Below are 14,006 nucleotides of genomic sequence, written 5' to 3' on the forward strand. Positions count from 1 at the left end.
TCTCCTCTCGGCACGCTGTCGTAGCGCGCGGATCACAAGGCCTCCCGCGGGGTTGGGACTCACAAGGCCTCCAGCGCGTCTCTGAGTCGCCGCAGCAACGCGACGTCGGGATCGGCGGAGGTCTGGGTGAGCACGCTGGGCGGGGGGAGCGGCTGCGGTTCGGGCGCGGCCGTCACGAGTCCGGCGGCGGCGAGCCGGCGCAGGTCGACGAGCGTGTGGAAGGCCGGCCGGCCCAGCGCGAGGGACACGTCCGCCGCCGTGCGGACGCCGTCCACCCGGCCGAGGACGGCCTCCTGGCGCAGCGGCACCGACGGTCCCGCGATGAGCCCGGCGCGCCGCAGGGGTGCGGTGTCGGTCGCCGGGTCGGGCCAGATCCGGTGCAGGAGTTCGCGCCGGCGCACCGTCTCGCGCTCCAGCGCGGCGACCGGGACGGGGCGCAGCGGGCCGAACCAGTGCGCGGCGCCGTACCGGAAGCGGCTCGGGGTGCTGCTCGGCCCGAGCACGAAGTACGCGGCGTCGTAGAGGGAACCGAGGTGGCACAGCTCCAGCGCGCCCTCCGCGATCCGTCCGGTGTCGATCAGGAACCGGCCGACCCGGCGGCGCGCGCCGGCCGTGGCGACCGCCTCCCGCCACACCTCGGGGTCCAGGACGCCGTGGACGGAGAAGAGGACGTCGAGTCCGGGGGTGGCCGGGCTCTCGGCGTGCACCACCTCCCCGTCGGCGAGGTAGAGGGTGCCGCGTTCGCGGATGAGGACGCCGGTGGCCCGTTCGTCGGCGAGCCTGCTGAGCATCGGTGAGGCGCCGCCGGCGGCGCCCGGTGCCGGGTCCCGTATCGGGAGCCGGGGCGGGGGAGGTGTCCTGACCGTGGTCATACGAGCACCAGCCGTCCGGCCATCTCGCCCAGCCGGATGCGGGCCAGGGCGAGGTTGCCGTCCGAGCGGGCCAGCCACAGATGCAGGAACACGCTGCTGTCGAAGGCGGTCCGGACGAATCGCAGGACGTGATAGCTGTCGCGGTTGCTGATGATCAGGTCTTCGATCGGGGTCTCCTGGTCGGACCACTCGGACCAGTCGGAGCCGCCCTTGGGGGCGAACGAGCGGTTCTCCGCGGCGAGCCGGGCCAGCTCGGCGGCCTCCGCCGCGGTCGTCTCGTGGTCGTCGCCCGGAGCGTCGCCGACCGTGCCCAGGGCCAGGCCGCTGGTCCAGTCGACCACCGAGGCGCCTCGCGCACCGGGCAGTGTCATGGCCTCCAGCAGGCACTCGTCGATACCGGGCACCGTGTCTCCCTCCCGCCAAAGGGTTCGGCCGAGTGACGCCGAAGTTACGCACTGTGTGCACGGGAAGGGAGTGATCCGGCATTTTCCTGTGGAAAATGCCCGCGATGACTAAGGTGGGTCAACTGACCACATTCTCAGGCCCGTCCAAACCCCCTGGGGTCGATTTGTGCTGCCCTGGAGCGGGGTGACGGGGGCGCACCAGAGTGCGAACGGGCGTGCGCCGTGCCGAGTGCGCCTTGGTGGCCGCCGGTAGGGGCTGGCTCCGCCGGGGGGTCCGGGTCGGCCGGCGTCGGCGTCGTCGGACTTCGCCCCCTCCGCCCCTTCCCGTCCCGTCCCGGGGCTCCGCCCCGGACCCCGCTCCTCAAACGCCGGAGGGGCTGGATCTTCCCCGCAGGGTCTCTCGGCGGCTTACAGGCTGGTGAGTGCCTGGGTGTGGGGGCCGCCTGATTCCGCGACGATCTCGGGGAGGGTCTGGGGGGTTCGTACGACCGCGAAGCGGGTGGTTCCGGGGTCGCCTTGGGCGGGGGCGTAGCCGTAGATGCCGGGGCGGGCCAGGGAGTTGTACGCGTAGTGGTGGGCGAAGTAGTACGCGCCGGTGTCCAGCGCGGCCACGTGGTCGCCCTGTTCGAGCAGCGGCAGCGGACGGCCCTCGGCGAGCAGGTCGCCCGCGAAGCAGGCGGGGCCCGCGACGTCCTGGACGACGTCCGGCCCCGTCTTGGGCCGGCCCTTCGCGTCGTACGCGGCGATCCGCAGCGGCCACGACCCCGGCGCGTAGACCGTGCGGGTCGCCACCTGCACCCCGGCGTGGGTGACCGCGACCGCCCGGCCCCCGGCCGACTTCGTGTACTCGACCCGGGCCAGCACCGTCCCGTGCTTGGCCAGCAGGGACCGGCCGAACTCGGTGACCAGCCCGTACCGCCCGTCGAACAGTCCCGGTGTCGCCTCCGCGAGCAGCCGCGCGTACTGCTCGTACGTCGGCGCCATGGCGTCGGAGCCGAAGTCGACCGGCAGTCCGCCGCCGATGTCGATCGTGTCGACCTGCCGTCGCCCGACGTGCCGGTTGATCTCCTCCGCCAGCGCGTAGGTGTCCGCCACACCCCGCGCCATCAGCGGGAGCGGCATGCCCTGGGAGCCCGAGTGCGCGTGCAGCCGGGTCAGCCAGGGCCGGTCGGCGTACGCCCGCACGATCCAGGCGCGGGCCCCCTCGTCGCGGAGCGCCACCCCGAACTTGGAGGTCGCCGTCGCCGTCGACAGCGCCCCGATCGAACCCCCGCCGACCTGCGGGTTCACCCGGATCCCGAGCGGGGAGCGGGTGGCCGCCGAGCGGACGGCGGCGTCGATGCGCTCCAGCTCCTGCCGGCTGTCCGCGTTGACCGCGATGCCCAGTGCCAGCGCCTCGCGCAGCTCGGCGGGGGTCTTGGCCGGCGAGTCGAGCACGGTCCGCGCGGGCGGGATCCCGGCCGCGCGGGCGAGCGCGAGCTCCCCGGGGCTCGCCACCTCCGCGCCGATGCCCTCCTCGCGGAGCAGGCGCAGGACGGGCACGAGCGGCGTCGCCTTCACCGCGAAGGCGTGCAGCACTGGCGTGCCGGGGGCGGTCACCGCCTCGAAGGCCGTGCGCAGTGCGGCGGCCGAGGCCCGGATGCCGGGGACGTCCAGGAGCGCGACGATGGGACGGTCCGGGGCGAGGAGTCCCTGCTCCACGGCGGCCCGCACGGCGTCGTCCCGTCGTGAGACCCGCGTCGCGTCCGAAGTCCCCGCCGAAGGCATCGCAGCCCCACCCGCCCGGTCGTCGCCGTCGTCCGTCCGATCCCCTGCCCTGTCCATCTCTGCGCCCATGCGTCCCAGCCAAACATCCGGGCGGGGCGCGTGCGGGACCGCGCGCCTATTGACTAGCTCTATTCAACGAGCCAGGATGTGAATATCCGCAGAAACAGTCCGCTAGGAGGCAGACCATGTCAGGACCCCGCCCCGTCCGAGCGCCGCGCGGTACGGAACTGAGCGCCCTGGGATGGCAGCAGGAAGCCGCCCTGCGGATGCTGCAGAACAACCTCGACCCCGAGGTCGCCGAGCACCCCGACAAGCTCGTCGTCTACGGCGGCACGGGCAAGGCCGCCCGTGACTGGCGCTCCTTCGACGCCATGGTCCGCACGCTGCGGACCCTCAAGCAGGACGAGACGATGCTCGTCCAGTCCGGCCGCCCCGTCGGCGTCATGCAGACCCACGAGTGGGCCCCGCGCGTCCTCATCGCCAACTCCAACCTCGTCGGCGACTGGGCCAACTGGGAGGAGTTCCGCCGTCTGGAGGCCCTCGGCCTCACGATGTACGGCCAGATGACGGCCGGTTCCTGGATCTACATCGGCACCCAGGGCATCCTCCAGGGCACCTACGAGACCTTCGCCGCCGTCGCCGCGAAGAAGTTCAACGGCACCCTCGCCGGCACCATCACGCTGACCGCCGGTCTCGGCGGCATGGGCGGCGCCCAGCCGCTCGCCGTGACGATGAACGACGGCGTCGCGATCTGCATCGACGTCGACCCGCGCGCCATCGAGCGCCGCATCGAGCACCGCTACCTGGACGTGAGGGCCGACTCCCTGGAGCACGCCCTCCAGCTCGCCGTCGAGGCCCGCGACCAGCGCAAGCCGCTCTCCATCGGCCTGCTCGGCAACGCCGCCGAGCTGCTTCCCCGCATGCTCGCCGAGGGCGCGCCCATCGACATCGTGACCGACCAGACCTCGGCCCACGACCCGCTCGCCTACCTCCCCGTCGGCGTCGACTTCGACGACATGGCCGACGCGGCCGCCAAGGACCCGGCCGGCTTCACCACCCGCGCCCGCGAGTCCATGGCCCGGCACGTCGAGGCCATGGTCGGCTTCATGGACGCGGGCGCCGAGGTCTTCGACTACGGCAACTCCATCCGCGGCGAGGCCCAGCTCGCCGGCTACGACCGCGCCTTCGCCTTCCCCGGCTTCGTCCCCGCCTACATCCGCCCCCTGTTCTCCGAGGGCAAGGGCCCCTTCCGCTGGGCCGCCCTGTCCGGCGAGGCCTCCGACATCCACAAGACGGACAAGGCGATCCTCGACCTCTTCCCGGAGAACGAGTCGCTGCACCGCTGGATCAAGCTGGCCGGCGAGCGCGTCCACTTCCAGGGCCTGCCGGCCCGCATCTGCTGGCTCGGCTACGGCGAGCGCGACAAGGCCGGCGAGCGCTTCAACGACATGGTGGCCTCGGGCGAGCTGGCGGCCCCGCTGGCCATCGGCCGCGACCACCTCGACTGCGGCTCCGTCGCCTCCCCGTACCGCGAGACCGAGGCCATGCTCGACGGCTCCGACGCGATCGCCGACTGGCCGCTGCTCAACGCCATGGTCAACGTCGCCTCCGGCGCCTCCTGGGTCTCCATCCACCACGGCGGCGGCGTCGGCATGGGCCGCTCCATCCACGCCGGCCAGGTCTCCGTCGCCGACGGCACCAAGCTCGCCGGCGAGAAGATCCGCCGCGTCCTGACGAACGACCCCGGCATGGGCGTCATCCGCCACGTCGACGCCGGCTACGACATCGCCGAGTCCGTCGCGGACGAGCGCGGTGTGCGCATCCCGATGCGCGAGGGCCACGAGGGCGGCGACGCGTGACGTTCCACAGCATGTGGGCGGAGCTGCTGCCGGTCGGCCGCAGCTCCGCCTCCGGCGGCTACCGCCGGTTCGCCTGGACCGGCGCCGACACCGACTGCCGCGCCTGGTTCCGGCAGCAGGCCGAGTCCCGCGGGCTCACCTACGAGCTCGACCGCAACGGCAACCAGTGGGCCTGGCTCGGCGACCCCGCCGAGGGCGACGCCGTGGTCACCGGCTCGCACCTGGACTCCGTGCCCGACGGCGGCGCCTTCGACGGCCCCCTCGGGGTCGTCTCCTCCTTCGCCGCCCTCGACGAACTCCGCGCCCGCGGCGTCCGGTTCACCAAGCCCCTCGCCATCGTCAACTTCGGCGACGAGGAGGGCGCCCGCTTCGGCCTCGCCTGCGTCGGCTCCCGGCTCGCCGCCGGACAGCTCACCGTCGAGCAGGCCCACCGGCTCACCGACGCCGACGGCATCACCCTGCCGCAGGCCATGGAGCGCGCCGGACACGACCCCGCCGCCATCGGCCCCGACCCCGAACGCCTCGGCCGGATCGGCGCGTTCGTCGAACTCCACGTCGAGCAGGGCCGCGCCCTGGACCTCAGCGGCGACCAGGTCGGCATCGCCAGCGCCATCTGGCCGCACGGCCGCTGGCGCTTCGACTTCCGGGGCGAGGCCAACCACGCGGGCACCACCCGGCTCGTGGACCGCCACGACCCGATGCTGCCCTACGCCGAGACCGTCCTCGCCGCCCGCCGCGAGGCCCGGCTCGCGGGCGCCGTCGCCACCTTCGGCAAGATCGCCGTCGAGCCGAACGGCGTCAACGCCATCCCCTCCCTGGTGCGCGGCTGGCTCGACTCCCGCGCCGCCGACCAGGCCACCCTCGACACCGTCGTGGGCGGCGTCGAGAAGGCCGCCCGCGAGTACGCCGAGGCGCAGGGCGTCGAACTCGACGTGGTCCGCGAGTCGTTCACCCCCGTCGTCGAGTTCGAGCACGCCCTGCGCGACGAACTCGCCCGCATCCTGGGCAAGGAGCGGGACACCGCCCTCAACGTCCCCGTGCTCGGGACCGGCGCCGGACACGACGCCGGAATCCTCTCCGGCACCGTCCCGACCGCCATGCTGTTCGTACGCAACCCCACGGGTGTCTCGCACTCCCCGGCCGAGTACGCCGCCGAGGACGACTGCGTGGCCGGGGTGACCGCACTCGCCGACGTACTCGAAGGGCTGGCCTGCAGGTGACCAAGACGTACTGGCTGGAACACGCCTGGCTCGACACCCACGTCGAGCCGGGCGTCGCCGTGACCGTGTCGGCCGGCGGCTCCGGGGCCGGTGCCGACGGGCGCGTCACCGACGTCCGCACCGGCGTCGACACCCCGCCGCCGGGCGCCGAGATCCTGCGCGGACTCACCCTCCCCGGCCTCGCGAACGCCCACTCCCACGCCTTCCACCGCGCCCTGCGCGGCACCGTCCAGGTCGGCTCCGGCACCTTCTGGACCTGGCGCGAGATCATGTACTCCTTCGCGGACCGGCTGACCCCGGAGACCTACCACGCGCTGGCCCGCGCGGTGTACGCGGAGATGGCGCTCGCCGGAGTCACCGCCGTCGGCGAGTTCCACTACGTCCACCACGCCCACGACGGCACCCCCTACGCCGACCCCAACGCCATGGGCGAGGCCCTCGTCGCCGCGGCCGCCGACGCCGGGATCCGCATCACCCTGCTCGACACGGCCTACCTCTCCTCCGGCTTCGGTCAGCCGCCCAACCCGCACCAGCGGCGCTTCTCCGACGGCACCGCCGACGCCTGGGCGGAACGCTCTTCACTTCTCAAGGACCGGGATCACGCACGGATCGGCGCGGCGATCCACTCCGTACGGGCCGTACCCGCCGGACAGCTCGCCACCGTGGCCCGCTGGGCCGAGGAACGGCGCGCCCCGCTCCATGTGCACCTGTCCGAGCAGACCGCGGAGAACGAGGCGTGCCAGGCCGCCCACGGCCGCACGCCCACCCGCCTGCTCGCCGACCACGGCGTCCTCGGACCGCGCACCACCGGCGTCCACAACACGCACCTCACCGACGAGGACATCGCCCTGCTCGGCGGATCCGGCACCGGAACCTGCATGTGCCCCACCACCGAACGCGACCTCGCCGACGGCATCGGCCCCGCCGTCGCCCTCCAGCGCGCCGGCTCACCCCTCTCGCTCGGCTCCGACAGCCACGCCGTCATCGACCTGCTCGAAGAGGCCCGCGCCATGGAGCTGAACGAACGGCTGCGCACCCGCACCCGCGGTCACTGGACGGCCGCCGCCCTGCTGCGGGCCGCCTCCGCCGACGGCCACGCGGCCCTCGGCTGGGACGAGGCGGGCACCATCGAGGCGGGCGCGCTCGCCGACTTCACGACGATCGCCCTCGACTCGGTCAGAACAGCGGGACCGGTGCCACGCCTCGGCGCGGAGACAGCCGTATTCGCGGCCACTGCCGCCGACGTACGGCACACCGTCGTGGCGGGGCGGCACGTCGTGCGCGACGGCGCGCACACGCTCGTCCCCGATGTGCCGACAGCGCTCGCGGACGCCGTCCAGGCGCTGCGCTCCTGACTCCCGGGCGGGCGGGAGACACCGCCCGCCCGACGCCCCCCACCAGCAGTCCCGCCACCCCTGAGGACGCCATGAGCAGCACGACCGTCATCACCAACATCGCCAGTCTGGTCACCAACGATCCCTCCCTCGGCGACGGCTCCCCGCTCGGTCTGATCCAGGACGCGGCCGTCGTCATCGAAGGCGACCGCGTCGCGTGGACCGGTGAATCAAGCAAAGCACCGGCCACTGACAACCGGGTCGACGCCGGTGGCCGCGCGCTGATCCCGGGCTTCGTCGACTCCCACTCGCACCTGGTCTTCGCCGGTGACCGCACGCAGGAGTTCAACGCCCGCATGTCCGGTCGCGCCTACAGCGCGGGCGGCATCCGCACCACCGTCGCCGCCACTCGCGCCGCCTCCGACGAGGAACTGGAGCGCAACCTCACGCGCTATCTGCGCGAGGCCCTGCGCCAGGGCACCACGACCTTCGAGACCAAGTCGGGCTACGGCCTGACCGTCGAGGACGAGGCCCGCGCGCTGCGCATCGCCGCCTCGCACACCGACGAGGTCACCTACCTCGGCGCGCACATCGTCTCGCCGGACTACGCCGACGACCCGGCCGGCTATGTCGCCCTGGTGACCGGCGAGATGCTCGACGCCTGCGCCCCGTACGCCCGTTGGGTGGACGTCTTCTGCGAGAAGGGCGCCTTCGACGGCGACCAGGCCCGCGCGATCCTGACGGCCGGCAAGGCCAAGGGCCTGCACCCGCGTGTGCACGCCAACCAGCTCTCGTACGGCCCCGGTGTCCAGCTCGCCGTCGAGCTGGACGCGGCGAGCGCCGACCACTGCACCCACCTGACGGACGCCGACGTCGACGCCCTGGCGAGCGGCGACACCGTGGCGACCCTGCTCCCCGGCGCCGAGTTCTCCACCCGGGCCGAGTGGCCGGACGCCCGCAGGCTGATCGACGCCGGTGTCACGGTGGCCCTGTCCACCGACTGCAACCCCGGCTCGTCGTTCACCTCGTCCGTGCCGTTCTGCATCGCGCTCGCCGTACGGGACATGCGGATGACCCCGGACGAGGCCGTGTGGTCCGCGACCGCGGGAGGCGCGCGGGCGCTGCGCCGGGAGGACGTCGGCCGGATCGTGCCGGGCGCCTACGCGGACCTGACCCTGCTGGACGCCCCGAGCCACGTCCACCTCGCCTACCGTCCGGGCGTCCCGCTGGTCACCGGCGTCTGGCGGCGCGGCGTCCGCGAGATCTGAGCCCACCGCCGGGGGCGGCCCAGGGGCGTCTCACGCGTTGCCCGCGCGCCAGCGCTGGCCCGTGCCGCCGGTCAGCGGTACCAGGGACAGCCCGCCGTCCCCGTCCGGTGTCATGGCCGTCTCGATGGCCACGGCCGGACGGATCACCCCGTCGCCGTCGACGGTGAAACGGAGATTGTCGCCGTGGCCGCCGTCGAGCGACGAGCACTCCCAGATGCCCACGCCCCGGTCGACGGAACCGCGGCTGTCCAGGCAGAAGTCGTCGTCGGCGGCCGACCGGAGGGAACCGCTGTCGACGCGCCAGCGCTGGGTGGCGGAGGACGTGCAGGGCGCGGTGACGACGTCGGTGCCCTTCTCCAGGTCGCCGTCGCGGATGTCCAGGCACAGCCCCGAGGCGACGTTCACCACCTGGGTGAAGGCGCCGCCCGGCGGGCGGAGGACGACGGTCGGGGTCGGCCTGGGACTCGGTGACCTCGGTGGCGCCGACCGGTGCGACGGCGAGGGCGACGCGGAGGTCGCCGACGGAGAGGGTGAGGCCGAGGGCGTCGGGGACGGGGTGACCGGGACCGTCGCCGTGACGGTCACGGGAGGCGGGTCCGAGGGCGTGCCGACCGAGCCCGCCGCGCCCGTGGCCGGCTCGCCGCCCGGGGACAGCAGCAGGAACAGGACCGGCGCCAGGGCCACGCCGAGGGCCGCCGCCGAGGTCAGGACGAACCGGCGCGACGGCGGCCAGGGCCCCGGCGACGTCCGCGGGGCGGCGGGAACGTGGGGTACGGCTCCCGTTCCCGGCGGGTCGGCCGCGACGTACGCCGTGCCCGCCCACGGCAGCAGGCCCTCGGCCAGGGCCGAGCGGGGGTGGTCGCGCAGCGCGGTCAGTTCCTCGTAGGCGGCCGAGCAGTGCGAGCAGCGCGCCATGTGGGTGTTGAGATCGGTGCTGGAGCGGGGGTTGTCGGGCCGTACCGACTCCTCGATCAGCCGGCGGAAGTCCCCGCAGCGCGGATCGTCCGAGGCGGCCAGCCGGTACCGCAGACAGGCCTGGCCCAGGGAGTGGAGGGCCTGGTCGGTCCCGTAGACGACGTCCTCGGCGGTGAGGCCGAGCAGGAGCGCCGTCCGTTCGGCGGGCTCGCGCTCCACGACGGCGTACCAGATGAGCCCCTGGGCGCGGGACGGGAGGGACTGGAAGGCGGGGAGCAGGGAGGGGACGGGGCCGCCGGGGCCCGCGGTGCTGAGGACGAGGAGCAGCCCGGGGTCGAGTCCCGCGGCCCGCTGGTCCCGGGCCCAGGAGGCCGCCACGCGCCCGGTCAGCAGCAGGAGCTGGTGCCGCCAGGGGACGTTCGGGTCGATGCCGCGTGCCGTCTCGCGGGCGGCGAGGGTGAAGGTCTGCGCGGCGAGCTGTCCGGCTCCGGAGTCGCCGGTGGTGCAGGTCCGGGCGTAGGCGAGGACCGAGGCGCGGTGGCGTGCGCGCAGTTCCTGGAGGGCCGCGTACGCGGTCGAGGTGCCGGCGCGCAGCAACTCGGTCAGCCGTGCGTCGGACGCCCCCGCGGGCAGCCCGTCGGCCTCGGCCGGGACGTCTCTGTCGGCCGGGTCGCCCTGTGCCATGTCTTTCCGCCTCCCCGCACCTGGTGCGTGCTCGTCCCGTCCTGACGTACCGGCCAGTTTGGGATGCCCATGGTGACGGGATCGGCCTCCTGGGGAAAGAGTTGCCGGACAACGATTCCGTGGGAGCGCTCTCAACCTCCGCGGCGCCAACCGCTTTGCGTGAAAAGGAAGTTGTCTGCGCGACCGGAGGGCGTCCGCCGGGAAGAACGGAGCGGCCCGGCGCCGTGGGCGCCGGACCGCTCGCACGCGCGGCCTCGCGGGCCGCGAAGTCGTGTCACTCCTCGACGGTCAGACCCTTGCGGAGTCGCACGAGGGTGCGCGACAGCAGCCGGGAGACATGCATCTGGGAGATGCCGAGTTCGTCGCCGATCTCGGACTGGGTCATGTTCGCCACGAACCGCAGGGAGAGGATCTGCCGGTCGCGCTGCGGGAGTTCGGCGATCAGCGGCTTGAGGGACTCCACGTACTCGATGCCCTCGAGTCCGTTGTCCTCGTAGCCGATGCGGTCGGCGAGCGCGCCCTCGGAGTCGTCCTCCTCCGGCTGGGCGTCCAGCGAGCTGGCCGTGTAGGCGTTCGAGGCGGCCATGCCCTCGACGACCTCGTCGCGGCTGATGCCGAGGCGTTCCGCGAGCTCGTTCACGGTCGGGGCGCGGTCGAGGCGCTGGGCCAGCTCGTCGCCGGCCTTGGCCAGGTCGAGGCGGAGTTCCTGGAGCCTGCGGGGCACCCGCACCGACCAGGAGGTGTCGCGGAAGAAGCGCTTGATCTCGCCGATGATCGTCGGCATCGCGAAGGTCGGGAACTCGACGCCCCGGCTCAGCTCGAAGCGGTCGATCGCCTTGATGAGGCCGATGGTGCCGACCTGGATGATGTCCTCCATCGGCTCGCTGCGGGAGCGGAAGCGGGAGGCGGCGAACTTCACCAGCGCGAGGTTGAGTTCGACGAGTGTGTTGCGTACGTACGCGTGGTCGTGCGTGCCTTCTTCGAGGCACTCCAGTCGCGCGAAGAGCGTCTTGGACAGAGCCCGCGCGTCCACCGGCCCCACCTTGTCGTACGGGGGGATCTCCGGAAGTCCGTCGAGTCCGGTGAGTGCGTCGACTCCGTGGGTCGCGGTCGCGTCGACGTGCTCCGGGGAACCCGGAGAAGGTGTCGACGTCGCCGTCAGGGTCTGCGATGCGTCGAGCCGGGGTGACATGTGTCCTCCATCGTTCTCGGCATATGGCCGCCGATGCCAATACGTGCACTGCGGTGTGCGGCGCCTCCAAAGCCGGCCGGGTCGGATAGGTGTCTCTACTAGCCCTACCCGGTTTCCTGAACTCACCGCAAGTGTCATCTGTGGTGAAATGTCCATTTTCAGGGGGTTGTTCGGGTGTCGGGTGACGTAGAGAAGGCGTAGTGTTCGAGTGCGTACGTCAGTAGTCGCGACACTCGGGAGAGAGACGGCATGGACCGCGGGACGGTCGGCAGCGCACAGTCTGGCCGGCTTCTTGTCGAGGTGCGGGAAGAGGGCACGGCCGCCGTCGTGACTCCCGCGGGTGAGCTCGATCACCACACGGCCGATTTGTTGCGTGAGCCACTCGAGGGCTGCCTCGAAAAGGGGTATGCACGCCTGATCATCGACTGTTCCCGGCTGGAGTTCTGCGACTCCACCGGGCTCAATGTGCTGCTCGGTGCCCGGCTGAAGGCCGAGGCCGCGGGCGGCGGCGTGCACCTGGCGGCGATGCAGCCGGTGGTCGCACGGGTCTTCGAGATCACCGGGGCGGAGGCCGTCTTCACCGTCCACGACACGCTCGAAGCGGCGCTCTCCGGCTGAGCCGGAGGCGGTCCGCCATGTCGTCGTCCCCGTCCCGGGTGCCTCTGAGTGTTCGGTGCGTTACCCGCGTCACGGGTCCCGCGCCGAAAAAGTGGGTGTTCGGACGGTTCCGTCGGGCAGGAGACATCCTGGAAGCGTCGGCGGTCCAGGGGCCGGCGGCCGGGCGGCGGAAGTTCGTTGATCCACCAGCGGTGAAAGCCGTTGATCCATCCGTACTGAAGACTGCGTACTGAGTCTTGAATCGTGAACCGGTGAATCGGTGAGGTGAAGCGCTGATGAGCACCACCCGGCCCTGCACGCCGGGCGACCGCGGCCCGGAGTCGGGCGACGGCGGCGCTTCCGCGGTGTCCGCGCGGAGCGTGGCGCCCGTGGACGGAGCGACGCCCGTCGAGAGCGTCTCCCCGGCCGGCGCCGCGGCGCCCGTCGACCGTGCCCCCACGGCGGGCGAGACGTCCGGCGGCAGTGCCTCCACAGCGGGCGGGACGCCCGGCGGCAGTGCCTCCACGGCGGGTGAGACGTCCGGCGGCGCCGCCCCGGCGGCTTCCGCCTCCGTCGGCGGCCAGGTCCGCTCGCTGAGCCTCGCCGGCGAGAGCGGCGTCGTGCCGCTCGCCCGTGACTTCGCCCGGCAGGCGCTGTACGCGTGGGGCTGGCTGCCCGCGCCGAGCGCCGACCGGCGCGCGGCCGCCGAGGACGTCCTGCTGGTCGTCTCCGAGCTCGTCACGAACGCCTGTCTGCACGCCGAGGGCCCGGAAGGGCTCCGGATCTCCTGCGACAACAAGGTGCTGCGCATCGAGGTCTCCGACCGGGGGTCGGGCCAGCCCGCCCCGCGCACCCCGCACCGCGCCGGCCGTCCCGGCGGTCACGGCATGTTCATCGTGCAGCGACTCTGCCTGGACTGGGGTGTCCTGCGGACGCCCGGCGTCGCGGGCAAGACGGTCTGGGCCGAACTCGGCGCTCCCGCCTAGCTGTTCGGTCCGGGCCACGGCTGCGCGTGGTTCGAACCCTTCTTCGTGTGTCACCCGATGCGCGCCGGATCCCCACGGATCCGGCGCGCACTTTGTCTTCCCTCCACAAGTCACCGGGCGTACCTTGACGGCCGATCTGATGTGCCGTCAGAAATGAGGCCGAGCCCGTGACGTACCGGACGTACCAGAAACGAACCGCCGCGCTCGCGTTCGCCGCGGCCCTGGCCGGCTCGGCGGTGCTGACGGCCGCCCCCGCAGCCCAGGCCGACGTGGTGGACGTCAACTACCAGTGCAAGACGCCGATCGGCGACAAGAGCGCCGTCTCTCCCATCGACATCAAGGGAGTCAAGAGCGGCAGCGCCTACAAGCTCACCATGTCCTGGCAGAAGGGCGTCTCCTCCAGCCCCGTCGAGCTGGGCAAGGGCGCGATGTCGCCGAGCGCCGTCATCAAGGTGGGCGGTGCGGACAGCGGCACGGTGGCGGTGAGCGGGCCGGCCAACGCGGCCGCCATCCCCGCCAACACCCCCATCAAGATCAGTGACTTGAGCGGGTCCTACACGCCGAAGAAGTCCGGCAAGGTCACCTTCACCGCGGGCGTCCTCACCATCAAGGCCCTCGGCACCACGACCACGTGCACGCCCTCGAACAACCCGGGGCCCTCGCTGACGCTCGACGTCACGGCGGCCGGCGGTTCGGGATCGTCGGGTTCGGGCTCCTCCGGCTCCTCGGGCTCCAGCGGGAGCCAGAGCGGCACCGACTCCGGCGACTCCCTCCCGCAGACCGGCCCCGAGGACTCCGTGATCGCTCTCGGCACCCTCGGCGGCACGGTCCTGCTCGCCGGCGCGGCAGGCGTGCTGTGGCTGACGCGCAGGCACCAGGCGGTACGCCGCTGACCTTCCCGCCCCGCG

The 14,006-nt window shown here is 72.9% G+C and carries 12 protein-coding genes; 7 read left to right on the forward strand and 5 right to left on the reverse strand.

From position 1 onward, the window contains the following. Positions 1–59: 59 nt before the first annotated feature. From ACFRIC_RS29690 to ACFRIC_RS29700, 3 genes are all read right to left on the reverse strand, one after another. Positions 60–872: a hypothetical protein gene (locus ACFRIC_RS29690; RefSeq protein WP_382791899.1), complete on the reverse strand. Its 813-nt coding sequence runs from the start codon at positions 870–872 to the stop codon at positions 60–62. Further along, positions 869–1,276, reverse strand: coding sequence for a hypothetical protein (locus tag ACFRIC_RS29695; RefSeq protein ID WP_037628227.1), 408 nt, complete (start codon positions 1,274–1,276; stop codon positions 869–871). Before ACFRIC_RS29695 ends, ACFRIC_RS29690 begins: the two co-directional genes overlap by 4 nt. A 408-nt stretch (positions 1,277–1,684) precedes the next feature. Then, a complete protein-coding gene (locus tag ACFRIC_RS29700) occupies positions 1,685–3,043 on the reverse strand; it encodes a diaminopimelate decarboxylase (RefSeq protein ID WP_382791902.1) in 1,359 nt (452 codons plus the stop codon). Between the two features lie 185 nt (positions 3,044–3,228). On the opposite strand from ACFRIC_RS29700, the gene hutU reads away from it, so the two are divergent. The 4 genes from hutU to hutI all read left to right on the forward strand — a co-directional run bounded on the left by hutU (position 3,229) and on the right by hutI (position 8,724). After that, positions 3,229–4,902, forward strand: coding sequence for a urocanate hydratase (gene hutU, locus ACFRIC_RS29705; protein WP_382791905.1), 1,674 nt, complete (start codon positions 3,229–3,231; stop codon positions 4,900–4,902). Continuing rightward, the gene (locus ACFRIC_RS29710) at positions 4,899–6,122 is read left to right on the forward strand and encodes an allantoate amidohydrolase (protein ID WP_382791908.1); all 1,224 of its coding nucleotides are present in this window, start codon (positions 4,899–4,901) and stop codon (positions 6,120–6,122) included. The genes hutU and ACFRIC_RS29710 overlap by 4 nt, the downstream gene beginning before the upstream one ends. Then, complete coding sequence (locus ACFRIC_RS29715; RefSeq protein ID WP_382791911.1) at positions 6,119–7,477, forward strand: formimidoylglutamate deiminase; 1,359 nt, start codon at positions 6,119–6,121, stop codon at positions 7,475–7,477. The genes ACFRIC_RS29710 and ACFRIC_RS29715 overlap by 4 nt, the downstream gene beginning before the upstream one ends. Before the next feature lie 71 nt (positions 7,478–7,548). After that, complete coding sequence (hutI, locus tag ACFRIC_RS29720) at positions 7,549–8,724, forward strand: imidazolonepropionase (RefSeq protein WP_382791913.1); 1,176 nt, start codon at positions 7,549–7,551, stop codon at positions 8,722–8,724. 30 nt (positions 8,725–8,754) lie between these two features. Here the strand turns inward: hutI and ACFRIC_RS29725 are convergent, their stop codons facing one another. Continuing rightward, entirely contained in the window at positions 8,755–10,323 is a 1,569-nt protein-coding gene (locus tag ACFRIC_RS29725) for a ricin-type beta-trefoil lectin domain protein (protein ID WP_382791916.1), read from the reverse strand. Between the two features lie 274 nt (positions 10,324–10,597). Beyond that, positions 10,598–11,515 (reverse strand): RNA polymerase sigma factor SigF, encoded by a 918-nt coding sequence (locus ACFRIC_RS29730; protein ID WP_382791919.1) that lies wholly within the window; start codon positions 11,513–11,515, stop codon positions 10,598–10,600. Between the two features lie 249 nt (positions 11,516–11,764). Between ACFRIC_RS29730 and ACFRIC_RS29735 the strand changes: the two genes are divergently transcribed. From ACFRIC_RS29735 to ACFRIC_RS29745, 3 genes are all read left to right on the forward strand, one after another. Then, positions 11,765–12,133: an STAS domain-containing protein gene (locus tag ACFRIC_RS29735; protein ID WP_382791922.1), complete on the forward strand. Its 369-nt coding sequence runs from the start codon at positions 11,765–11,767 to the stop codon at positions 12,131–12,133. Between the two features lie 275 nt (positions 12,134–12,408). Further along, complete coding sequence (locus tag ACFRIC_RS29740) at positions 12,409–13,098, forward strand: ATP-binding protein (RefSeq protein ID WP_382791925.1); 690 nt, start codon at positions 12,409–12,411, stop codon at positions 13,096–13,098. 167 nt (positions 13,099–13,265) lie between these two features. Beyond that, positions 13,266–13,991, forward strand: a complete 726-nt coding sequence (locus ACFRIC_RS29745) for an LPXTG cell wall anchor domain-containing protein (RefSeq protein ID WP_382791928.1) — start codon at positions 13,266–13,268, stop codon at positions 13,989–13,991. Positions 13,992–14,006: the final 15 nt, after the last annotated feature.

This window comes from Streptomyces sp. NPDC056738 (genome assembly GCF_042790435.1).
Taxonomy (GTDB): domain Bacteria; phylum Actinomycetota; class Actinomycetes; order Streptomycetales; family Streptomycetaceae; genus Streptomyces.